General features: G+C 46.0%; 21 protein-coding genes. 10 read left to right on the forward strand and 11 right to left on the reverse strand.

All coding sequences use genetic code 11. The features are described 5' to 3' along the window. Window positions 1-30: 30 nt before the first annotated feature. From QMA41_RS15580 to QMA41_RS15595, 4 genes are all read right to left on the reverse strand, one after another. Window positions 31-180: a hypothetical protein gene (locus QMA41_RS15580; RefSeq protein WP_281630107.1), complete on the reverse strand. Its 150-nt coding sequence runs from the start codon at window positions 178-180 to the stop codon at window positions 31-33. Window positions 181-271: 91 nt separating this feature from the next. Continuing rightward, a complete protein-coding gene (locus tag QMA41_RS15585; RefSeq protein WP_095664880.1) occupies window positions 272-1,204 on the reverse strand; it encodes a class I SAM-dependent methyltransferase in 933 nt (310 codons plus the stop codon). Between the two features lie 11 nt (window positions 1,205-1,215). Further along, on the reverse strand, window positions 1,216-1,911 hold the full coding sequence (locus QMA41_RS15590; RefSeq protein WP_006962748.1) for a TIGR01621 family pseudouridine synthase: 696 nt from the start codon (window positions 1,909-1,911) through the stop codon (window positions 1,216-1,218). Between the two features lie 122 nt (window positions 1,912-2,033). Continuing rightward, on the reverse strand, window positions 2,034-3,464 hold the full coding sequence (locus tag QMA41_RS15595; protein ID WP_029236244.1) for a sodium-dependent transporter: 1,431 nt from the start codon (window positions 3,462-3,464) through the stop codon (window positions 2,034-2,036). A 406-nt stretch (window positions 3,465-3,870) separates the two neighbouring features. Between QMA41_RS15595 and cls the strand changes: the two genes are divergently transcribed. From cls to QMA41_RS15615, 4 genes are all read left to right on the forward strand, one after another. After that, entirely contained in the window at window positions 3,871-5,325 is a 1,455-nt protein-coding gene (cls, locus tag QMA41_RS15600) for a cardiolipin synthase (protein WP_171340789.1), read from the forward strand. A gap of 87 nt (window positions 5,326-5,412) precedes the next feature. Then, a complete protein-coding gene (locus QMA41_RS15605) occupies window positions 5,413-6,618 on the forward strand; it encodes a cystathionine beta-lyase (RefSeq protein ID WP_019277066.1) in 1,206 nt (401 codons plus the stop codon). Window positions 6,619-6,862: 244 nt separating this feature from the next. After that, complete coding sequence (locus QMA41_RS15610; protein ID WP_281630219.1) at window positions 6,863-7,783, forward strand: triacylglycerol lipase; 921 nt, start codon at window positions 6,863-6,865, stop codon at window positions 7,781-7,783. 10 nt (window positions 7,784-7,793) lie between these two features. Next, window positions 7,794-8,651 carry a lipase secretion chaperone gene (locus QMA41_RS15615; protein WP_281630108.1) on the forward strand — a complete coding sequence of 286 codons (858 nt, stop codon included), beginning with the start codon at window positions 7,794-7,796 and terminating at the stop codon, window positions 8,649-8,651. Between the two features lie 21 nt (window positions 8,652-8,672). Here QMA41_RS15615 and QMA41_RS15620 read toward each other — a convergent pair whose 3' ends face one another. The 7 genes from QMA41_RS15620 to pspA form a co-directional block, all read right to left on the reverse strand. After that, window positions 8,673-9,233 carry a DNA-3-methyladenine glycosylase I gene (locus QMA41_RS15620; protein WP_281630109.1) on the reverse strand — a complete coding sequence of 187 codons (561 nt, stop codon included), beginning with the start codon at window positions 9,231-9,233 and terminating at the stop codon, window positions 8,673-8,675. Window positions 9,234-9,294: 61 nt separating this feature from the next. After that, on the reverse strand, window positions 9,295-12,396 hold the full coding sequence (locus tag QMA41_RS15625) for an efflux RND transporter permease subunit (RefSeq protein WP_172853871.1): 3,102 nt from the start codon (window positions 12,394-12,396) through the stop codon (window positions 9,295-9,297). Then, a complete protein-coding gene (locus QMA41_RS15630; RefSeq protein ID WP_171749351.1) occupies window positions 12,389-13,474 on the reverse strand; it encodes an efflux RND transporter periplasmic adaptor subunit in 1,086 nt (361 codons plus the stop codon). Before QMA41_RS15630 ends, QMA41_RS15625 begins: the two co-directional genes overlap by 8 nt. Window position 13,475: 1 nt before the next feature. Continuing rightward, window positions 13,476-14,507, reverse strand: coding sequence for an efflux RND transporter periplasmic adaptor subunit (locus QMA41_RS15635; protein ID WP_019277072.1), 1,032 nt, complete (start codon window positions 14,505-14,507; stop codon window positions 13,476-13,478). A 134-nt stretch (window positions 14,508-14,641) separates the two neighbouring features. After that, window positions 14,642-15,031, reverse strand: a complete 390-nt coding sequence (gene pspC / locus QMA41_RS15640) for an envelope stress response membrane protein PspC (protein ID WP_006962758.1) — start codon at window positions 15,029-15,031, stop codon at window positions 14,642-14,644. Further along, complete coding sequence (pspB, locus tag QMA41_RS15645) at window positions 15,024-15,257, reverse strand: envelope stress response membrane protein PspB (RefSeq protein WP_006962759.1); 234 nt, start codon at window positions 15,255-15,257, stop codon at window positions 15,024-15,026. The genes pspC and pspB overlap by 8 nt, the downstream gene beginning before the upstream one ends. A gap of 183 nt (window positions 15,258-15,440) precedes the next feature. Beyond that, window positions 15,441-16,109, reverse strand: coding sequence for a phage shock protein PspA (gene pspA / locus QMA41_RS15650; RefSeq protein WP_006962760.1), 669 nt, complete (start codon window positions 16,107-16,109; stop codon window positions 15,441-15,443). 215 nt (window positions 16,110-16,324) lie between these two features. On the opposite strand from pspA, the gene pspF reads away from it, so the two are divergent. From pspF to QMA41_RS15680, 6 genes are all read left to right on the forward strand, one after another. Continuing rightward, window positions 16,325-17,323: a phage shock protein operon transcriptional activator gene (pspF, locus tag QMA41_RS15655; RefSeq protein ID WP_281630110.1), complete on the forward strand. Its 999-nt coding sequence runs from the start codon at window positions 16,325-16,327 to the stop codon at window positions 17,321-17,323. Window positions 17,324-17,432: 109 nt separating this feature from the next. After that, a complete protein-coding gene (locus QMA41_RS15660; RefSeq protein WP_281630111.1) occupies window positions 17,433-19,052 on the forward strand; it encodes an ABC transporter substrate-binding protein in 1,620 nt (539 codons plus the stop codon). Continuing rightward, window positions 19,052-20,014: an ABC transporter permease subunit gene (locus QMA41_RS15665; RefSeq protein ID WP_019277075.1), complete on the forward strand. Its 963-nt coding sequence runs from the start codon at window positions 19,052-19,054 to the stop codon at window positions 20,012-20,014. The genes QMA41_RS15660 and QMA41_RS15665 overlap by 1 nt, the downstream gene beginning before the upstream one ends. After that, complete coding sequence (gene sapC, locus QMA41_RS15670) at window positions 20,001-20,888, forward strand: putrescine export ABC transporter permease SapC (protein WP_281630112.1); 888 nt, start codon at window positions 20,001-20,003, stop codon at window positions 20,886-20,888. The genes QMA41_RS15665 and sapC overlap by 14 nt, the downstream gene beginning before the upstream one ends. Then, entirely contained in the window at window positions 20,888-21,886 is a 999-nt protein-coding gene (locus QMA41_RS15675; RefSeq protein ID WP_006962765.1) for an oligopeptide/dipeptide ABC transporter ATP-binding protein, read from the forward strand. The genes sapC and QMA41_RS15675 overlap by 1 nt, the downstream gene beginning before the upstream one ends. Further along, on the forward strand, window positions 21,883-22,668 hold the full coding sequence (locus tag QMA41_RS15680) for an ATP-binding cassette domain-containing protein (RefSeq protein WP_006962766.1): 786 nt from the start codon (window positions 21,883-21,885) through the stop codon (window positions 22,666-22,668). Before QMA41_RS15675 ends, QMA41_RS15680 begins: the two co-directional genes overlap by 4 nt. Window positions 22,669-22,691 lie beyond the last annotated feature (23 nt).

Raw genomic sequence — 22,691 nt, forward strand, 5'->3', positions numbered from 1 at the left:
ATAAAAAAAGGTCGCTCAATGCGACCTTTTTTAGAAGACAAAATTGATTATCACTGCGGCCAACAATCCGGAGAAGAAACTCGGAACATGAAACTGACGTTTCGGCATAGATTGGTATTCTAGTGCTGGCTCTTCCTGAAATGTTTTCTTTGATAATTCCTTGATGTAGTCATTCTGCATACCCGTTCTCCCAACTGAAGTGATTCTGACTTCAGCATAGAAGCTCAAGTTAAGTTGAGGTCAAGATGGACTTACAAAGATCTCAATAAAATTAGCGGAACAGCATCACTTTAAGCGCCGCTTCACTATCAACATCAGCAAATTCAGGCGGATTATCTAACCGTTGCACAAAGCTAAGCTCTGGCGCTTCTTCCTTCATGCTTTCAATTAGGAAATCGCTACTGACCTGAGGAGAGTTCACACAAGCAAGCACTTCGCCCTTATCAGTGAGTAACTCAGGCAAACGACGCAGAATTCTCTTGTAGTCCTTGGTTAGCGCAAAGCTGCCTTTTTGAAATGAAGGTGGATCGATGACGACTAGATCATATGGTCCGGATCTTTTTATTTTTCCCCATGACTTGAATATGTCGTAAGCCAGAAACTTCACTTGATTTAGGTTGTGCTCATTCAACCTATGGTTATCTCGCCCTTTCGACAATGACGCTCTTGCCATATCTACGTTAACTACTTGATCAGCCCCACCATCGATAGCCGCAACTGAAAATCCACAGGTATAAGCAAATAAATTGAGAACATTTTTATGCTTAGCATGCTGCTGAACCCACTCTCGGCCTAGGCGCATATCGAGAAACAAACCAAAGTTCTGGTTGCGACCAATATCGAGTTGGTACTTCAGCCCTGACTCAACCACAACAGGTTTAGTGTTCAGTTCACCGATAAGCACTTCCGATGGCGCACCTTCGCTGTATCTATGTTGGATAACCACACACTTGACACCTTTCTCCTGCCATAGCGCAGTCTTAGACAGCTCATGCAATCCCTGTTTGAGCTGTTCAAGAAACTCATCGTCAACACTCTTGAATATATTGATCAGCAATTGGCATTCGACCCAGTCACAAGTGATCTGCTCTAAACCTTGGTAAACACGGCCTCGACCATGAAATAAACGCCGGACTTCGTTGGAAGTACTCGATAACTGCTCCGAAATGTGAGCGAAGAATGTAGGAAGTTGTTCAACCTGCATACTGGTTCCTGTTATTTTTTGATTTTCGGCCATGAAAGCTCCCAAGGTTTTAACCAAGCATTAATGCCTTGGCTGACATTTTCCTGCTGCCATTTTTCTCCAAGCAGAGCACTTTCTCTCGGGTCACAGACAAACTGGAATGCTTTTCCATAAAACTCAAATTCAAGCGCAAATGCATGGAGGTAACCTCGGTCTGATTTACTGGCGGGGGTATAAATCGCATCACCGACGATAGGTGAGCCGACCGACTTTAGTGCCACCCTGATTTGATGAGTTTTACCTGTATGAGGCTTGCACAAAAACAAACGCTCACCCGGTTCTGCGCTAGTTGAAAGAAATTGCGTGATTGCAGGGTTTGAATGAGAGCTGGTCAGTTTCCATGCCGAGCGACGCGAGCGCTCCATATCACCACTGACAAGCCCTTGTTTCTTCTTCGGCTTCTTACTACCAATCGCCAAATAGAACTTTTCCACACGGCGCTGAGCAAATTGTGTCGATAACTCACTCGCAGCCGCAGCGTTGCGCGCAAGCAAAAGAAGCCCAGAAGTCATCTTATCCAATCGATGCACAAGATAGAGTTGCTCATCACCAGTAACTAATGCCACTTCATGTAGCAACATGGTTTCACCATCATCTTTATGAACAGAAACATTGGGGTGTTTATTAATGACGACAAAGTCTGAATGAGAAAAAACGATATCAAACATAGAGGGCTCCACTTTGGACGCATGAGTATACCTGTTATGCGTTCTAATTCCATAAGTAGATAAGCAAGTAAAAACGGGGAGCCATGTAGGCTCCCCGTTTGCGTTGTTATCTGGATTCAGCGTTACAGTTTCTTAGAAAGAACACCTGCAAACGCTATGATTCCGATACCAAGTAGCATGATTTCACCTTTGCCACTATCGAAGCCGGACTTGATGCCCATAAAAGCAACGATTGCAATAGCAACAGGGATAACGTATTTCACTAGGTTGTACCATAGGCCAAACAGAGGGAAAGAAACTTCACCGTCGTTAGTGATTTCTTTCTCAAGGTCAGCACGGCTTAGACGCCAGCCCGCAAAGATACATACCAACATACCGCCAACTGCTAGGAAGATCTTATCAGTCAGTAGGTCGAAGATATCAAATGCACCAGTACCAAACAGAGTTGGACCAACGCCACCCAGAGATAGAGAAGCAAACACACACAGTGCTGCCATTACTGAGCTTGCTGCGATTACCGCTGTTGGGCGCTTCATACCTTTCTCATCGATTAGGTAAGAAACCACAACTTCAAGCAATGATACCGAAGATGTCAGTGCCGCTACTGTTAGACCAATGAAGAACAGTAGTGCGAACAGAAGACCAATTACGCCGCCCATTTCAGCGAATAGCTGAGGCACAACAACAAACACCAGACCAGGACCTGCTGCCGGCTCCATACCGAATGCGAACATAGCTGGGAACATTGCAACACCTGCCAGGATAGCAACACCTGTATCCATAGCCGTTACCATACCGGTAGTCTGAACTAAGTTCTCTTTCTTCTTCAGGTAAGAACCGTACGTCATCATACAACCCATACCAAGACTTAGGGAGAAGAACGCCTGACCTAGCGCCGCTAGCACTACGTTGCTATCCACTTTAGAGAAGTCTGGCATGAACAGGAACTCTAGACCTGCCATCGCACCTGGAAGCATCAGACCTTTCACTGATACAACGATCAGGATAAGGAATAATAGTGGCATCAGAATCTTACCTGCTTTTTCGATACCGCCAGAAATACCTTTCATTACGATAACTATGTTAAACATCAGGTAAATACCCATCCACATCAGTGGCTGTACTGGGTCAGAGATAAAACCACCAAAACTATCACCGATAGCTTCTGGCGTGCTGAGCAGACCACCACCTACTTTAAAGATGTATGCCAGTGCCCAACCGCCTACTACTGGGTAGAAACCCATGATAAGCAAACCACTGACAACACCGATAACGCCGGTAAATGTCCAACGACGATCAGTAGACTTAAACGCGCCTACTGCAGATAGACCTGTCTTACGACCAATAGCGAATTCTGTCAGCATAACGCTAAAGCCGATGAAAATTACAAAAATCAGGTAGATAGCAACGAACGCACCGCCACCACTCTCACCTGCTGTGTATGGAAACTTCCATATGTTGCCCAAACCTACAGCAGAACCTGCTGCGGCCATTACGAAGCCTAATTTAGACCCCCACGTATCACGGGGCTGTGCACTTGTACTAGTAGCCACGGTTACTCCATTAAAAAATTTTATCAGTTGTGTTTGCTACGTTAGGCGTCGAAAAGTTGAGTGTATAAAAAAATTTACACTTATTAGAATTCTAGGTGACCCTAACAATGTGGCAAGTAAACCAGTTTGAGATTAAAATTGGAACCCCAAAAAGTGTAAATTCCCACCACCGCACGGTATAGCATGCTTAAACGCTGCTTTTTTAATCAAAAACCTCCCCTTTTATCTACATTTTACATTGTCATAACATAATAATTCTATTCCTGACATTTATCTAACCACTTGTGTCACATTACTTGTAAGAACATTTGGCAACGAAATGTTTGTTGTCGGCGCTTCCAACTGGATTTAATATCTAGGTTGAACATCAACCTTACTCAAGCGATTGATTTACGCAGGAAATTGAATGGAAAAGTTCTATCACTTCCTCACATTGGCGGGCATTGTCTTTTACTGGATCCTCGTAGCAGGGGTGACTTTACGCGTCGTTCTGAAACGGAGAGCAGTTAGTGTTTCTCTCGCATGGCTGATGATCATCTATATCATTCCCATTGTTGGGGTCGCTTGCTACTTTTTATTCGGTGAGTTGAATCTCGGGCGAAAGAGAGCCGAGCGCGCAAAAGAGATGTTTGCGCCTTTCGCCAAATGGTTTTCCAGCCTGAATGAATGTCACGCCCACGACACAACAGGCTTTGGCCGTCATATCTATCGTATCGATGAGCTCTGCAACAATCGCCTAGGCTTACCTGCCTTAAGTGGCAATACTCTGTCTTTGCAAAGCTCGCCCAACGAAATACTCCATTCGATCATTGATGATATTGAGAATGCACAAACTAGCGTAAGAATGGTGTTTTACATCTGGCATCCAGGTGGGCTCGCGGATGCAGTGGCTTCAGCGCTGATAAGAGCTGCGAAACGAGGCGTAGAAGTGAAACTGCTTCTCGACTCAGCGGGCAGCCCGCGCTTTTTTCGCAGTCAGTGGCTCAAGATGATGCAAGCCGCCGGTGTGGAAGTCGTGCAAGCCTTGGAAGTGAGCCCTTGGCGTATTTTCCTACGTCGCCTAGATCTTCGCCAGCATCGCAAAATTATCGTTATTGATGACAAAATTGGCTACACAGGTTCAATGAACCTCGTTGATCCAGCGTTCTTCAAACAAGAATCAGGCGTCGGGCAATGGATCGATATGATGGTCCGTGTGACAGGCCCGACGGTTAACGTTCTTTCTGCTATTCACTGCTGGGATTGGGAGGTGGAAACCGGCTCGCGTTCACTCCCTCAATTACCTGAATGCCAGCTCGATCCAAATGAACCTCAGCATCCCGTGCAAGTAGTACCTTCTGGGCCAGGGATGCCAGAGCATCTTATTTCCCAAGTACTGACACTCGCCATTAATCAGGCCAACCAGTCGGTGCGGATCACCACGCCTTATTTCGTTCCTAGCGCCGATTTACTCGAAACACTCAAGATGACAGCACAAAGGGGCATTACCGTTGAACTTATTATCCCGCATAAGAACGATTCACTAATGGTGCAATGGGCTTCGCGGGCTTTTTATGCTGAGTTGATGGAAGCAGGCGTTGAAATTTATGAGTTCTACGGTGGCTTACTGCATACTAAATCTGTTGTTATCGACCAGCAGTTCTGCTTAGTGGGAACGGTCAACATGGACATGCGCAGCCTATGGCTCAATTTCGAGCTCACATTGGCGATCGATGACGAAGCTTTCACTAAAGAGATGTACTGGCTTCAGCAGAACTACATGGAAACCTCCCATCAAGTTAAGTTAGAAGAATGGAAAAAGCGCTCTCTATATTCACGTTTCTTAGAGCGTACTTACTACCTATTTAACCCACTTCTGTAATCCGTTATTTCTTACTCCTGACCCTCTTGCTATTAATGCGTTGCCATGTTTTAAATAGGGCAACGCATTTTCAGATAAGGACTTCCAATGTCAGAAGGTAAGCAAACGAAGCTGGTCACCGCTGGTCGTGATGAAAAATGGACCAATGGTGTCGTTAATCCACCAGTTCAACGAGCTTCTACTGTCGTGTTTAATACGGTTGCCGAAAAACACCATGCAACCGTTAACCGCGCAAACAAAACACTCTTTTATGGCCGCCGCGGCACCAACACTCACTTTGCTTTCCAAGATGCAATGGTTGAAGTTGAGGGTGGCGCTGGTTGCGCTTTGTACCCTTGTGGTACTGCAGCTATTTCCAACGCAATTCTTTCTTTTGTTGAGTCGGGCGATCATATTCTTATGGTTGATACCTGCTATGAACCAACCCGTGACTTCTGTGACAAGATCATGAAGAAGATGGGAGTGGAAACCACCTATTATGATCCGGTGATTGGAGAAGGTATTCGCGATTTAATTCAGCCCAATACCAAAGTGCTGTTTCTAGAGTCACCTGGCTCTATCACTATGGAAGTGCAAGACGTTCCATTATTAGCCAAGATTGCTCACGAACATAACATCATTGTAATGCTCGACAACACTTGGGCGGCTGGCGTGAACTTCTCGCCTTTTGAACATGGCGTTGATATCTCTATTCAAGCTGCGACCAAGTACATTGTTGGCCACTCCGATGTCATGTTAGGTACAGCGATCGCCAATGAGAAACATTGGGATCAACTGCGTGAACAAAGCTATCTTATGGGTCAATGTGTATCACCAGATGATGCCTATCTCGGGTTACGTGGTATTCGCACTCTAGATGTCCGACTACGTCAACATGCTGAGAATAGCCTCAAGGTTGCACAGTGGCTGCAAAGCCGACCTGAAGTCGATCACGTGCGCCACCCAGCTTTAGAAAGCTGTCCTGGTCACGAGTTTTTCCAGCGTGATTTCACTGGCGGTAACGGCCTATTCTCATTCGTACTAAAAACCAGCTACCCACGTGCTACTACAGCACTGCTTGATGGTATGAAGCATTTCAGCATGGGCTATTCTTGGGGCGGTTTTGAAAGTTTAATTCTGGCTAACGAACCAAAAAGCTTCAATAGCTTGAGAACCATTGCCAATCCAAACTTTGATGGCACGTTGATCCGTCTGCATATCGGCTTGGAAAATGTTGAGGATCTGATCGCTGACCTTGAGCGAGGTTTTGAACGCTATAACTCACTCATTTTAGAGCAGTCCGCGACGGCTTAACGCTAGCCAATTCAATAAAGCCCCTAACTCAGGGGCTTTATTTTTAACCCAATGATATTATTGAACATTTTATCAATTAGTTACTTAATAATGACACGTTAAACAATTGTGTTGTTTTCCATCTCCAATTCACAATTCTATTGCTTACTTTTCATTCAAATTTCGTATAGCTCATTTTCTATTCTACTGTTTAGTTACTCATCAGAGGTCATACCAGAAGGAGCTAATTTTGAAACACAAACTGATACTTGCTGTGCTCTGTATCTTCAGTTTAGGGCTATCGGCAACTACTAGCGCGTCCAATGCTAGTGGCTACACTCAAACTCAATACCCCATTGTGCTAGTTCACGGATTATTCGGCTTTGATACATTAGCGGGCGTTGACTATTTCTATGGCATTCCACACGCCCTAACTAAAGACGGTGCAAGCGTTTACGTTGCTCAAGTCTCTGCGACGAACAGTTCTGAAGTTCGTGGCGAGCAGTTGCTAGAACAAGTGGAAACTTTACTTGCAGCAACAGGCGCAGCAAAAGTTAACTTAGTCGGACATAGCCATGGTGGCCCTACTGCGCGTTATGTAGCGTCTGTCAGACCGGACCTTGTCGCTTCTGTGACAAGTATCGGTGGTGTCAATAAAGGCTCTAAAGTGGCTGACCTCGTTCGCGGTACCGTACCAGAAAACTCTGGTTTAGAAGCCTTGGCAGTAAAGCTGGCTGAGGGACTGACGACACTGATCAATCTATTGTCTGGCGGTGGTGACCTCGACCAAGATCCTCTTGCCTCTTTGGATGCTTTAACCACCGAAGGTTCACTTGCGTTTAACCAACATTATCCGGAAGGCATTCCGGCCACTGAGTGCGGAAACGGTGATTTACTCGCTGGTAATGGCGTTTATTACTACTCTTGGACAGGTTCATCTACCTTTACCAATATCTTTGATCCAACGGATGCCGCAATGACCATTCTTGGCCTAGCGTTTAATGAACCGAATGACGGTCTGGTTGGCGCTTGTAGCACTCACCTAGGCCAAGTTATTCGTGACGACTATAAAATGAATCACTTGGATGAGATCAATGGCTTACTTGGTATCCACCATTTGTTTGAAACCGATCCAGTGACTCTTTATCGCCAACACGCCAACCGCCTGAAACTGCAAGGTTTGTAGGAACTATAAGATGAAAAAGACCGCTCTAATAACAACAGTGATGATCGCCTCGATGAGTCTTGGAGCGGTCTATTTTATCAATCAAGAAGGCAATGAAGAGATTGCAAACCAATCACAATCTCAACGAGACACCCAGATCGATACCTCCTCAAGTCGAGATTTGTTTGATTACGCGTTAAGCAGCTTAGGCGAACAAGAGTTAGACCAAATTAAAGCTCGGATACAAAGTCTTCCTAAAGATCAACAAGGACTGGTCGTCGATGAAGCACTTTTCGAGACCTATTTACAATACAAAACCGAACTTGAAACTCTGGAGTCTATAACCTCACAACAAATCACCTTGACCGATTTAGAGCAGCTTCATCAGCAGATTATGGCGCTGCAAAGCCAGTATTTTACTGACGAACAGATACAGACATTGTTTGGTGAAGAAAATCGACTACGCCAGCTCGCGATCGATAAACTCGCGATAGCCAATCAAAACTTGGATGCGGAGTCGCAAGCGCAATGGTTAGAAGAGACCTTAGCCGACCAACCTGACTACATTCAGCAGGCAGAACGCAATAATCAGCTCATTATTGGGCTTAACCAATCGGCTCAGATGGATGAGCAAAACAAACATTTGACGCGCGCCGAGCTAGTAGGGGAAGAAGCTGCAGAAAGGCTGGATAAACTAGACGCCAAACGTGAACAATTTAACACTCAGCTCGACAGCTACTTGCAGCAAAGAAGTGTAATCCTATCTGACAACACCTTATCGGACGATGACAAGCAATCTCAAATCGCATATCTGAGAGAGCAAAGTTTCGATTCTGTGCAATGGCGAAGAATCGAGGCATTAGAACGCATCCATGATCAAAATTTGTAGTCGTAGGATGCGTCTAACCCGTTAATACTTAGGTTTCTTAGGGCAATTCACCATATGGTCGTCGACCATACCTACCGCCTGCATAAACGCGTAGCAGATGGTCTCTCCAACAAATTTGAAGCCTTTCTTTTTCAGGAATTTGCTCATAGCCTTTGACTGCTCAGTCGAGGCTGGCACTTCGCTCATATCCTGCCACTGGTTGACCTTAGGCTTGCCATCTACAAACTGCCATAACGCCTGCGATAAGCTACCGTATTCTTCAATCAATGCTTTCGCGGCTCGCGCGTTACTGAACACAGATTTAATTTTTCCTCTGTGCTTAACCACATCATAATTTTCAACAATATGCTCAGCGTGCTCGTCCTCGTACGCTGCCAATTTATCCAGATCATAGTTTTCAAAGGCTTGTCGGTAGCCTTCGCGTTTTTTCAGGATGGTGATCCAACTCAATCCTGCTTGGGCTCCCTCTAAAGTAATAAACTCGAACAATACCTTATCGTCATAAACGGGAACACCCCACTCTTTATCGTGGTATTCACGCTCAAGCTCATGGTTCATCGCCCATGCGCAAGTGGTATCCATTGCTTTCTCCTTAAATAAAACGCCCCCGACAAAGTCAGGGGCGTCTTCGATCTTAGTTGAATCAGTTTGGCACTTTCACTTTGTGGAAGATACGATACAACACTGGCACGACAATAAGTGTCAGTACGGTCGCAAATCCCAAACCAAACATGATGGTCACTGCCATTGGTTTAAAGAATATATCCGGTAGCAGCGGAATCATGCCCAGAATCGTAGTAATGGCTGCCATACAAACTGGACGTACACGACTCAGAGAAGCGTCAACGACGGCCAGGTATGGGTCTTTACCTGATTTCATTTCGATTTCTATCTGGTCGAGCAGTACGATTCCGTTTTTAAGTAGCATGCCCGATAAGCTGAGGAAACCGAGTAGTGCCATAAAACCAAACGGAGTGTTTAACGCCAGCAGGCCGGTTGTCACACCAATAATGGCGAGCGGAACCGTTAGCCATACGATCAGAGGCTCTTTCACGGTATTAAACAGGAACACCGTCACGAGGAACATGAACAAGTAACCCATCGGCATGGTCGTGAACAACGATGCTTGTGCATCACCAGATGACTCGTATTCGCCCCCCCACTCCAATGCATAGCCTGGTGGAAGTTCAATGGCTTCAATCTGAGGCTGCAAGCGTTTTTGTAAGGTTGCTGCCGTCTCTTCACCAAGCAAGTCTGGATCTGCCATCACCGTCAGCATACGTTTTCGGTTCTTACGTACGATGATTGGGTCTTCCCAGCGCATGTCGTAACCTAGCGTCACTTGCTGCAATGGAATGTATTCGCTTAATGCCGGGCTCCAAATTTTCATCCCTTCAATGTTACGAATATCCACACGCTCTTCTTCTGGTAATCGCGCCACAATTGGCATCAGCGTCGTACCATCACGGTACACACCGACCGATTTACCAGAGAATGACATAGCAAGAAATTCGTCCACATCTGACTTAGTGATACCGTAACGTCGAGCCTGACCTTCGTTGAACTGTGGCTCCAGCACTTTAGTACGTTCACGCCAGTCATGGCGGATGTTGGTCGCACCTGGATCGGCATGCATGATGTCTTCAACTTGCTTCGCAATTGTTCTCAGTACGGTCGGATCTGAACCGATCACTCGAGCTTCTATCTTCGCACCACCACCCGGGCCCAATTCAATTTGCTTAAGCTTATAATTGATTTCCGGGAACCCTTTTTCGACGTGAGCTCGGAAATCAGACATCAACTTAGCTAATTGGTCATAGCTCTCAACCCGAGTCGTGATCTCACCATACGCCGAATAACTCTTCTCTGGGGCGTAAGTAAGCATGAAGCGTTGTAAGCCTTTACCCGCTGTTGTCGTAATGTGCTCAACACCATCTTGCTCGGATAACCAAGACTCCAATGCTTTCAGCTTTGTGTTAGTTGCTCGAATGTCTGTCCCTTCCGGAAGCCAGATATCCGCTTGAAATATTGGCGTTGTAGACGATGGGAAGAATGACTGTTTGACGAAAGTGAAACCGTAAATACTAACGACCAAGCCAACAATCATCACAGCAACCGTTAACCAAGCGCGCTTCATACAAAACTCAAGGAAGCCCTTGTACAGCACGAATATCATGCCGTTATATGGATCACTCTCTTCTCCGTCACCTTTAATTTTTTGCCCTTTAAAGAAGATATCTGCAAAGAACGGCGTCAGGGAAATCGCAGTAAACCAGCTGAGCATGAGAGAAATTAGGAGCACGGTAAATAGAGTGCCACAGTACTCACCTGTTGCATCTTCAGATAATCCAATAGGTGCAAACGCTGTCACAGCAATAACTGTTGCACCCAGCAACGGCCACTTGGTTTGAGTCACAATGTCAGTAGCCGCCTGCATGCGCGTTCGGCCTTTTTGCGTCCCTATCAGTATCCCTTCGACCACCACGATGGCATTATCCACCAGCATACCCAGAGCGATAACCAGTGCACCAAGCGAAATACGCTGTAAGTCGATGGCAAAGTACTTCATGAAGATGAAGGTGCCCAATACAGTGAGCAACAAGATCAAGCCAATAAGTAAACCTGAGCGCAGACCCATAAAGAACAGCAGGACGATAATGACGATCGCCACAGCTTGCCCTAGGCTGACGACAAAACCACTGACTGACTTGTCCACTTCTTTTGGCTGGCTGTAAATCTCAGAAATCCCGACACCAACAGGTTGTTGATATTTAAGCTCTGCGAGACGGCGATCAAAGCGTTTGCCCACTTCAACCACGTTAACGCCTTGCGCAAAGGAAACACCTACGTTCAACGCCAACTTACCGTTAAAGGTAATAATGTTGTCCGGTACGTCTATATATCCGCGCTTAATTTCCGCAACGTCACGAAGATAAATCAGGCCTTGAGCACCACTCTCGGTAATGATCAAATCTCCTAACTGGTCAACATTCTGGAATTCACCTGTCGGCTGAATACGAATATACTCATCACCAACCCGAATCGCACCAGCATCGGACACCACGTTTTGCGTCGACAGCAGGTTAAACACGGTATTAGGGGCTAAACCCAAACTGCTCAAACGTTTCATCGAAATTTCGATGAAGACTTGCTCTTGTTGCTGACCAGAAACAGAAACCTTACTGACGCCATCAATCAGCTCCAATTCACGCCTTAAATAATCGACGTAATCGAGTAGCTCCTTATAGCTATATCCTTCCCCCGTTACTGCAAGCAAAATACCGTAAACATCACCAAAATCGTCAATCACCTGAGGGTCATTGACGCCAGGAGGGAACTGGCCTTTAAGGTCATTCACCTTACGACGTAACTCATCCCAGATTTGCGGTAAATCGTCCGGGCCGTAGTTGTTCTTCATTGTCACGGTGATCTGAGATAGCCCGCGACTAGAAATCGAGTTTATCTCATCAACATAAGTGAGCTGCTGAATAGCTTTTTCTATCGGGTACGTGACTTCTTCTTCAACTTGTTGAGGCGTCGCCCCCGGATAGGACGTCACGACCATGGCGTCTTTAATGGTGAATGCTGGGTCTTCCAAACGGCCTAAACCGAAGAACGCCGCTACACCACCAATCAGGAAGATCAGTGAGATCATCCAGCTGATGACGCGATTGCGAATAAAATACGCAGCGATTCCTGTTACATCTTCGTCCTTCTGAGACAGTTGATTATTTTGCTCACTCATTGCCTGCCTCCTGCTTCACGACTTCCACCTTCATTCCTTCTCTTAGGCGGGAAATTCCTGCCACAACCACTTGTTGTTTACTTTCGAGGCCATCCAGAATCTGTAAATCTTGTTTGGTGACTTTACCAATTGTCACCGCTTGCTTAGAGACGGTGTTGTCATCATTCAGCACCCAAACATATTTATTCAGCCGATCAATCTTGTCCCCATCGGCATTGAACACAGCTTCAATCGGAACCAAAACACCAGCGTTCAAATTCAACCCTACGTCATCACCTTCCGAAGTCACTTCAACGGCCATACCGTCCAGAATGTACTCCTCTTCTGGCATAGGAAGTGACAGAGTCACGGTAAATGTACCGGTAGCAGGGTCTGGCTCAGTGGTGAATTCTTTGATAGAGGCTGAATATTCATTACCACTTGGTACTTTGACCAATGCTTCGATGCGTGACAGGGTTTCCTGATCAGGTTGATTGACATACAGCCGATCAGGCAATTGAATCAGAACTTCAACGTTTTCAAGACTATGAATATTGACGATCTGTTGCCCAACCTGAATATTTTCAAACTGGTCGACATTAACGCGAGAAATAATGCCATCTACGGGAGCAAGTAATTTGGTGAAAGAGAGCCTGAGCTGAGCAAGCCTCAATTCCGCGAAGGCAATCTGCCGATTCGCCGCAATCTCATCAAATTGAGACTTAGCCAACAAGCCTTTATCAACTAAAGGTTTGGAACGCTTGTACTGGCTATCGACCACGCTATATTTCGCCGAGGCATTATCGACATCCAGTTTATAATCTGTAGGGTCTAGCTTGGCTAATACATCCCCCTTTTTGACTTGGTCACCCTCTTTAACGTTCAGTTCACTGATTTCCCCCGCGACACGGAAACTAAGATGGGAGCGTTCTGCGGCGTTGGCCACTGCCGGGAAGTACAAATTGTCGCCTTGTATTCCACTGCCGATCTCCATGATTTTTACTTTAGGTAAACCAAAATCTACATACTGAGTTTCAGTACCACAGCCAGCAAGAACTGCAGCTGTAGAAAGCATACCTAGGCTAATCCACTGCTTCATATTACAACCCTCGCTCCTTGACCCACTCTCTGACTTTGATGCCAGGCTCAATACCGCTGACACCAGAGATGATGATTCGATCGCCGTCATTCAAACCGCTTTTCACCTGACGTTTGTCGTTTAACACAATAGTGGCTTTCTCAACCACGCCTGTCTGCCCGACACGCCATACACAGGTTTTTCCGTTTTCTTCGAAAATAGCGGCACTAGGAATTCGAGTCGCACCAGTTGAATCTACTTTGACGTGCACTTCACCTGCCATACCAGGAAGAATACCGATGTCGGTTGGGCGCTCCATCACCATGGTGACTTTGTATGAGCCAGTTTTTGGGTCTGCTTCAGTATCGACTTCTTGGAAAGTGAGGTCGTAGCTGTTCTCGGGGAAAGCATCAAACTTCATCGTAGCGGTAAGATTGATACCACTCGCAAAACGATTGAGTAGATGATCAGGTAGTTGGAATTGCACTTTCATCAGCTGATTGGTCTGAATGTTCATCACGCCTTCTTTAGCAGCAATGTATTCATAGTTCTCAGCTGGAATGATTGAGATCGTGCCATCGTATGGCGCAACCAATTTGGTGTAGCGCAAATTGGCGCGCGCTTGTTCCAAAGTGGCTTTTGCCGAATTATGGTTGGCTTTGGCTTGGTCAAAATCTTGCTCAGAAACGACTTTATCAACGCGAAGCTTTTTATAACGTTCATATTGAACGTCGGCCAAACGGTATTGCGCCTCAGCCTGTTTGGCCAGCAACGAATATTCGTCTGGATTTAACGAAGCCAATACTTCACCTTTACTTACAGGTTGACCTGAAAGCACATCGATAGATTGAAGTTGCCCTGGGACTCGGAAAGCTAAAACAGCTTTGTCACCGGCTTCAGATGTGGCGGGAAAGTGTCTTTCAAACTGAGCGTTGCCAACTGAAACGGTAAAGAGTTTTGCGGGTCTGGATTCGGGTTCAGGGACAGGAGGGAGCTCCTTACCACAGCCACCTAGTGTTGCGGCAATGGCAAGAAGCACGAGATTTTTGTGCATAGTCAAACATCCATTTGTCACTTTTAGTTACAAAGATAGATGAATGATTACGCGACTGCCAGAGACATACCAGTAAATTATTATGAAAATTAATAATTTGCTGACAAAATATAGCTTAAGTTCGCATTATTGAGTTATAAGCTTTTAAACTCTCGGTCGACCTTAAAAGTATCAGAAGTGACGTATGCCTCAAGGTCGCGGATTTTACCTTCCAGCCCGTCAAAGTCTTTCTCCAACGTATCCAAAAGTGCTCCTGGGGTCTGCCCTTGCTGCCACGGTTTACTTTTCAGCTTATGTTCTTGTTCCGTTTTAATCGACTCTACGTAATTCGCCGGCTGTTTTTCTATCATAAACGTCATTGCAATATAGGCCAGCAAGACCAAAAAGCTGCCACCTAGTAAAGCCGCTGAAATCACCAAAATTCGAATTAACCAAACTTCAGTGCCGAAGTAATTTGCCAATCCGGCACACACACCAGAGATCTTGCCATTGGCGGTATCACGATATAGCTCTCGCTTATTCATATCGGCGTCTCCAGTTAGGTGTTTCGGCATCCAAAATACGCTCTAGTGTATCCACACGCTTTTGCATTTTTTCTGCCTTTTCAGACAGTGTCTGTAGCCTTTGAAAATCATCTTCTGACAACCCACCAGCTGTTTTCTTCTTACTGCGGTAGTGAAGTATCAACCACAGAGGTGCGACAAAAATGAGAAATACAATCAAAGGTCCGGCAATAAGAAAAGACGACATACGCGACTCCTAAATAGACAACAGTTTTACGTGAGTAGATCCTCTACTCTGCCGTAAGATGTTATAAAATCAATTAAATAAAGGTAAGAACTTCGAAATAAAAATGGAAAGCGGTAAGAATAATCTGAGACTGGTCAGGCGAAAGACGCCCGACCTATCGTGCTTTCTCACTCGCAACTTAAATTACTTTTTGTCGTTCATCTGTTGTTTCAGATTTTCTAGCTCTTTTTCAATTTCGTCTTGAGCTTGTAACTCAGCAAATTCTTGTTCCAAGGACTTAGAGTTACCTGTTTTGGCGTACACATCGGCTTCCGCTTCCAACTCGTCCACTTTACGAGAGTACTGCTCAAACTTTGCCATCGCTTCGGAAGTACGCGCAGTATGGAGATGCTTTTGCACATCACGTCGGTTAGACGCCGCCTGAGAGCGGATAGCCAGCGCTTGTTGCTTAGCTCGGGTTTCCGTAATTTTGCTTTCAAGCTTACTAATCTCACCTGTCAATTTCTCAATGGTTTCTTCGACCAATGTCTGCTCGGTGTGTAAGCCTTTCAAAACGTCTTGCAGCTTCTGCTTTTCGATCAGAGCCGCACGAGCGAGATCTTCGCGTTGCTTAGTTAAAGCCAGTGTTGCTTTTTCTTGCCATTCGCTAATTTGATCTTCTAGCGCTTCTACTTTACGTGCCAACTCTTTCTTATCAGCAATCGCTTTGGCTGAGTTAGTACGCACTTCAACCAAGGTATCTTCCATTTCCTGGATAATAAGGCGAATCATTTTTTCAGGATCTTCAGCCTTGTCTAGCAATGCGCTAATGTTTGAATTTACGATGTCGGCAAAACGAGAAAAAATACCCATAGTTTACTCCTTAATTCTACAGTCCATCACTTCTAAGACGGCTTGGCTGTATCTGATGTTCATTGTAGGTTTCACTTACTTATCTAGTAACCAAGATGCGTGCCAACTTATAAATTCATATAAAACATTAAGTTACGAAAACAACCATTGTAATTAAATCTAATCTATGATGAATTTAACTAACAGTAGGTAAATTTCACCAACGGAGTGGTTTCATGCAACAAAATCTCATCGGCGAGTCACCCGCTTTCCTTTCGGTACTTGATAAAGTGTCGAAACTGGCCGCCATTGAACGACCGATATTGATCATTGGTGAGCGAGGAACAGGTAAAGAATTGATTGCTCAACGCCTGCATTATCTCTCCAAACGTTGGGATCAATCGCTGATATCCCTGAATTGTTCGACACTAAGCGAAGGCCTTATCGATTCAGAGCTCTTTGGTCATGAACAAGGCGCGTTTACAGGGTCTAAAGGCCGGCACAAAGGCCGATTTGAGCGAGCGGAGAATGGCACCTTGTTTTTGGACGAACTGGCTACCGCTCCACTGCTGGTACAAGAAAAACTACTCAGAGTAATCGAATACGGCCAGTATGAGCGTGTTGGCGGGCATCAACTGCTCAATGCAAATGTAAGGCTAGTCTGCGCGACCAACGCCAACCTGCCAGAGATGGCGGCCAATGGTGAATTCAGAGCTGACTTGCTCGATAGGCTCGCGTTTGACGTCATTCATTTACCGCCCCTACGTCAGCGTAAAGAGGACATTCTGCTGTTAGCTGAATACTACGCAATAAAGATGTGTCGTGAGCTAAGCTTTGATTACTTCGTTGGTTTCTCTCCCAAAGCAGAACAAGCATTGCTCGATTATCAATGGCCGGGTAACGTGCGAGAATTAAAAAACGTCATTGAGAGAGCAGTCTATCAACACGGTCAACAAGAAAACCCGATTCATGACCTGATCTTCGATCCTTTTACGACCGAATGGCAACCTAAGCCTGAAGAAGCCATTGAAGAAGCGGAACCAGAAATCGCCAGCACGAATTTTACCTTTCCAATGGATTATAAAGCTTGGCAAGAGAATCAAGACATCCATCTACTAAAGGCAGTGCTGGAACAAAGTAAGTTTAACCAACGGAAAGCGGCCGATATGCTGGGTCTGAGCTATCATCAGCTAAGAGGGATGATCAGAAAGTACGACCTCTCGACACTCTCCTGATCGTGCGAACGTTATTTTAAAAACCATAAACTAATAATGGTAAATTACTGAGATATTAGGGCATAATGGGGAGTTCTATTATGCTTTGTCTCTGGCAATTGTTCTTTCTATGAAAGCATTCATTCAACTGACATTGAGTATCTTCGGCGTCACCCTGCTTACAGGCTGCGGTGAAGAACTTGATCACAACAAAATTCGTCAAAACGGCTTCGTTTACTGTGGTCAAGGCGGCCCGACGAGTTTTAACCCCCAATTGGTCGATAGCGGGATTACATCTGAAACATTGAGCCCGCAGCTCTTTGATACGCTACTGACGTTGGACTCGAATAACTTCAAGCCGATACCAAACCTTGCCACCAGTTGGTCAGTGAACAAAGCAGGCACGGAATATACCTTTAATTTGCGCAAGGGCGTGAAGTTTCAGAAGACGGCTTGGTTTACCCCGAAACGTCCAATGAATGCAGAAGATGTTGTATTCAGTTTCCGCCGGATTATCGATTCTTCACACCCTTATCATTACGTTGGCAGTGGCTTGTACCCTTGGTTTAGTGGTATCGACTTTCAAAATCTCTTGATTGATGTAAAGGCCATATCTGAATACCAAGTCCGATTCACCTTAAGCCGCCCAGACAATACTTTTTTATCCAACATTGCTACCAGCCATGCCGTAATTCATTCGGCAGAATACGCCAGCATGCTTGAATTGACCGATGACAAAGCGATGCTTGATAGCCACCCTGTCGGGACCGGCCCATTCTACCTCGATGATTTTCAGGTCAACGATTTAGTACGTTTGAAACGCCATAATGATTACTGGAAAGGTCGTCCTAAAATGGCTCAGGTGGTGTTCGATATTTCTCACCGCGGTACTGGCACACTCGCTAAGTTGCTGCGCAATGAGTGCGATGTGTTGAATTCACCGCTCTCTAGCCAAATACCCATCATTGAGCAGCAGGATGATATTGAATTGATGGCCAAACCCGCGATGAACATTTCGTTTATTGCCGTCAACACCACTCACCCAGCACTCAACGATCTACGAGTACGTAAAGCGCTCAACTACGCGATTAACCGCCAAAACATTCTGGAATCGGTCTATTACGGCACGGGCAGTCAGGCCTACTCTGTTCTTCCACCCAGCTCTTGGGCTTATCTAAAAGACAGTGTTCAGATTCGTTACGACCGAAATTACGCCATCGCGTTGATTAAAGAAGCAGGGTTCGATAAAGGGTTAGAACTGACCATGTCAGTGCCGCTGGAACCAAGAGCATACAACCCAAGCCCACGCAAAACTGCTGAGCTGATCCAAGCAAATCTGGCCGACATTGGTATTACCCTCAATCTGCTCACCGATGATCGCTACGATCGCACTGACGTTGCCAGCAACTCCAATATCGACCTCTATCTAACAGGCTGGATTGCCAATACCGGTGACCCAGATAATTTCTTGCGACCACTACTGTCCTGTGACTCCAAAAGAGTGGGGCTAAATGTGTCAAGCTGGTGTAATTCTGATTTCGACTTCCTGCTCGATCTTGCTTTGGAAGTCGACAAGCCACGCTACCGTCTCAACCTATACAAGCAAGCGCAGAACATTCTTAATGAAGAATTCCCTGTAATTCCACTCAGTCACGGTATGCAATTCCAAGCTTATGATGCTTCGTTACAAGGGTTTAAAGTGAGTCCATTTAACGCACAACCTTTCGATGCAGTAGAGAGGGTTAAATAATGTTTCTCTATACTGTTCGACGTATCAACCTGTTTATCATTACTTTGCTGATTCTGACCATGGTCGGTTTTAGTCTGCTAAGGCTAGACCCTAACTCTCCATGGGCAATTCAGGATTTCTGGCCCGGCTGGATGACCTATATTGGTGAGCTAATGCACCTAAACTTTGGCGTCACCAAAAGCGGTGTTCCTATTGCCGACGAACTGGCATTGGTCTTCCCAGCAACACTAGAGCTGTGCTTGATCGCCTTTGTCCTATCTCTTCTGGTCGGCATTCCAATTGGAACTTTGGCTGGCATGAAACAAGGTAAATGGATTGATACCGCGATCTCCTTTACCTCTATGTCTGGCTATTCTGCCCCGATTTTCTGGGTCGCGCTCTTGATGATCATGGCGTTTTCGCTGCACTTTGAAATATTCCCCGTTGCTGGCCGCTACGACCTACTCTATGAAATTGACCACATCACTGGCTTTGCCATTGTGGATGCCTTTTTCGCTCGTGGTGAATACCGCGCCCACGCCTTGCAGAGTGTGCTGGAACACCTAATGCTACCTTGTCTAGTTCTCGCACTTGCACCAACAACACAAGTCATCGGTTTAATGCGCACCTCGGTGGCAGAAGTCATGGGGCAAAATTACATCCGTGCGGCGCGTATCAAGGGTCTTTCAACACATGAGATTGTTACTCAACACGTGCTTAGGAATGCCATCCCACCAATCATTCCTAAGATTGGTGTGCAGCTTTCAAGTATGTTGACGCTGGCCATCATCACCGAGTCAATATTTAACTGGCCGGGGATCGGGCGCTGGCTTCTGGATGCGTTATCCAATCAAGATTACGTCTCGATTCAAGCAGGTGTTATTGTGGTCGCAACGTTAGTTCTGACTGCTAATATTCTTTCAGATTTGATCGGCGCTATGGTCAATCCGTTAGTAAGGAAAGAGTGGTATGCTAACCGATAACGTATATCAGGAAGAACAGATCCCAACCCAGTTCGAACGTTTCTGGCGCAGCTATCGAGCTAATGGCTTGGCGATGTTTGGGCTCTGGTGCTTTGGTTTAATCGTCATAGTGACCCTCGCCTCTCCTTGGCTTGCACCGCATGATCCTCAAGCTCAAACGGGTGAGCTACTGGTTCCACCATCATGGAATCCCGCTGGTACTGTTGAATACTTCCTTGGCACAGATGATTTGGGCAGAGATATTCTGTCTCGTCTCATTGTTGGCTCCCAACTGACATTTGGTGCTGCAGTCATCATTACCCTCATCGCAACCGTGGTTGGTTGCTTGATTGGTATTTTAGCCGGAATGACCAAAGGACTCATCTCGAGTACGCTTAACCACCTGCTAGACACAGTTATGTCGATTCCCTCACTGCTGCTCGCGATCATTTTTGTCGCCTTTCTGGGCTTCGGCGAATTCAATATTCTCCTTGCGATATGCCTTGCGTTGATACCTAGGTTCGTTCGCTCGGTTTACATTGCCGTGCACACAGAAGTGGAAAAAGATTACATCATGGCAGCGCGCCTTGACGGGGCAAACGACTTCTACCTGCTTTGGAACTCAATCCTTCCCAATATTTTGGTGGTGATTGCTTCCGAGGTCACCCTTGCCTTATCGATCGCCATTCTTGATATCACCGCCCTTGGTTTTCTTGGCTTAGGTGCACAAGCGCCCAGCACGGAGTGGGGAGCCATTCTTGGTGATTCGGTCGAGTTAATCTACTTAGCACCTTGGACTGTCACATTACCGGGCCTCGCCATCATGTTTATCGTGATAGTCATCAACTTAGTCGGCGAAGGAGTTCGTCAGGCACTGAACGCGGGGATCGAATAATGCCATTACTAGATATTCGCCACCTGACGATTGAGATTGAAACGCCTCAAGGACTGATGAAAGCCGTAGATCGTATGAGCCTTACCATGAACGAAGGAGAAATTCGTGGCTTGGTAGGTGAATCTGGCTCAGGAAAAAGCCTAGTTGCTAAAGCGATCGTTGGCGTATGTAAAGAAAACTGGAAAGTGACGGCAGACCGAATGCGTCTGGGCAATGTTGACTTACTCCAACTGACACCAAAAGAACGTCGCCGCGTAATCGCACGAGATATCGCGATGATCTTTCAGGAACCATCGACCTGTCTCGACCCTTCTGAAGAAGTGGGCAGCCAGCTGATCGAATCGATTCCTGCGCATTCTTTTGATGGCAAATGGTGGGAACGCTTTAAGTGGCGTAAGAAACAGGCAGTCACTCTATTACACAAGGTTGGGATCAAAAACCACGAGCAGATCATGTCTAGCTACCCCTATGAGCTGACTGACGGTGAATGTCAGAAGATCATGATTGCCATGGCTATCGCGGCGAAGCCTAAGCTTCTGATTGCGGACGAGCCAACCAATGACCTCGACCCAATCACTCAATCTCAGATCCTACGTCTGCTAAGTCGCATGAATCAGGTCAACAACACATCGATCATGCTAATCGGCCACGATCTGACAACTATTACTCAGTGGGCGACCAGAATTACCGTCATGTACTGTGGCCAGTCCGTTGAGTCCGCAGACACCAAAAAGATTTTAGAGAAACCAAAACATCCGTACACGGTAGCTTTACTCAAAGCGATGCCGGACTTCAGTGAGTGGATCCCTCACAAAGAGAAACTGCAATCTCTGCCAGGTACCATCCCTCCATTGCAGCACTTACCGATTGGCTGCCGACTCGGACCACGTTGCCCTTATGCACAGCGTCAGTGTGTTGAGATGCCAATGACACGACGAGTTAAGAACCACAAGTTCGCCTGTCACTTCCCGCTGAATATGGAGAAGAAAAAAGTATGAGTGCGCTGCTAGAAGTTAATGGCCTGAGCAAAGAATTCGTCACTCGTTCAGGCTTATTTCGTAAAAAGGTCCATCAAGCAGTGAAGCCTGTCAGTTTTACGCTTGAAGCCGGCCAAACCCTTGGTTTCATCGGCCAAAATGGTTCCGGAAAGTCGACGTTAGCGCGCATGTTAGCAGGCATGGTCGAGCCCACTGCCGGCGAAATTCGAGTCAATGGCGAGCTTTTAGAACACAAAGACTACTCAACTCGCTGTAAGTTGATTCGCATGATCTTTCAGGACCCAAATACCTCGCTCAATCCACGCATTCAAATTGGTCGAATTCTTGAAGGCCCTTTAAAACGAAACACCAATATGACGCCTGAAGCGCGTATGAAGCGAGTCAAAGATGTTTTGCTTAGAGTCGGCCTACTTCCTGAACACGCCTACTTTTATCCGCAGATGTTAGCAGCAGGACAGAAACAGCGTATATGCTTAGCACGTGCTTTGATTCTACAACCTTCGATTATTGTTGCCGATGAAGCCCTGAATGGTCTTGATATGGCCATGCGTTCCCAGATTATTAACCTATTCTTAGAATTACAGGAAGAGATGGGTGTGTCGTTTATCTACGTATCGCAGCATCTGGGGGTCGTGAAACACATCACAGACAAGGTGATGGTCATGCATAATGGTGAAGTGGTCGAAGCAGGAGAAACTCAGCAGATTCTAAGCTGCCCAGACAACATCATCACTCAACGTATGGTGGAAAGCCACTTCAATAAAGCGACCTGTTTTAAGTAATCTGTTTGAAGATTGACAGGAGT

Source organism: Vibrio sp. St2 (assembly GCF_947311885.1).
Classification (GTDB): domain Bacteria; phylum Pseudomonadota; class Gammaproteobacteria; order Enterobacterales; family Vibrionaceae; genus Vibrio; species Vibrio coralliilyticus.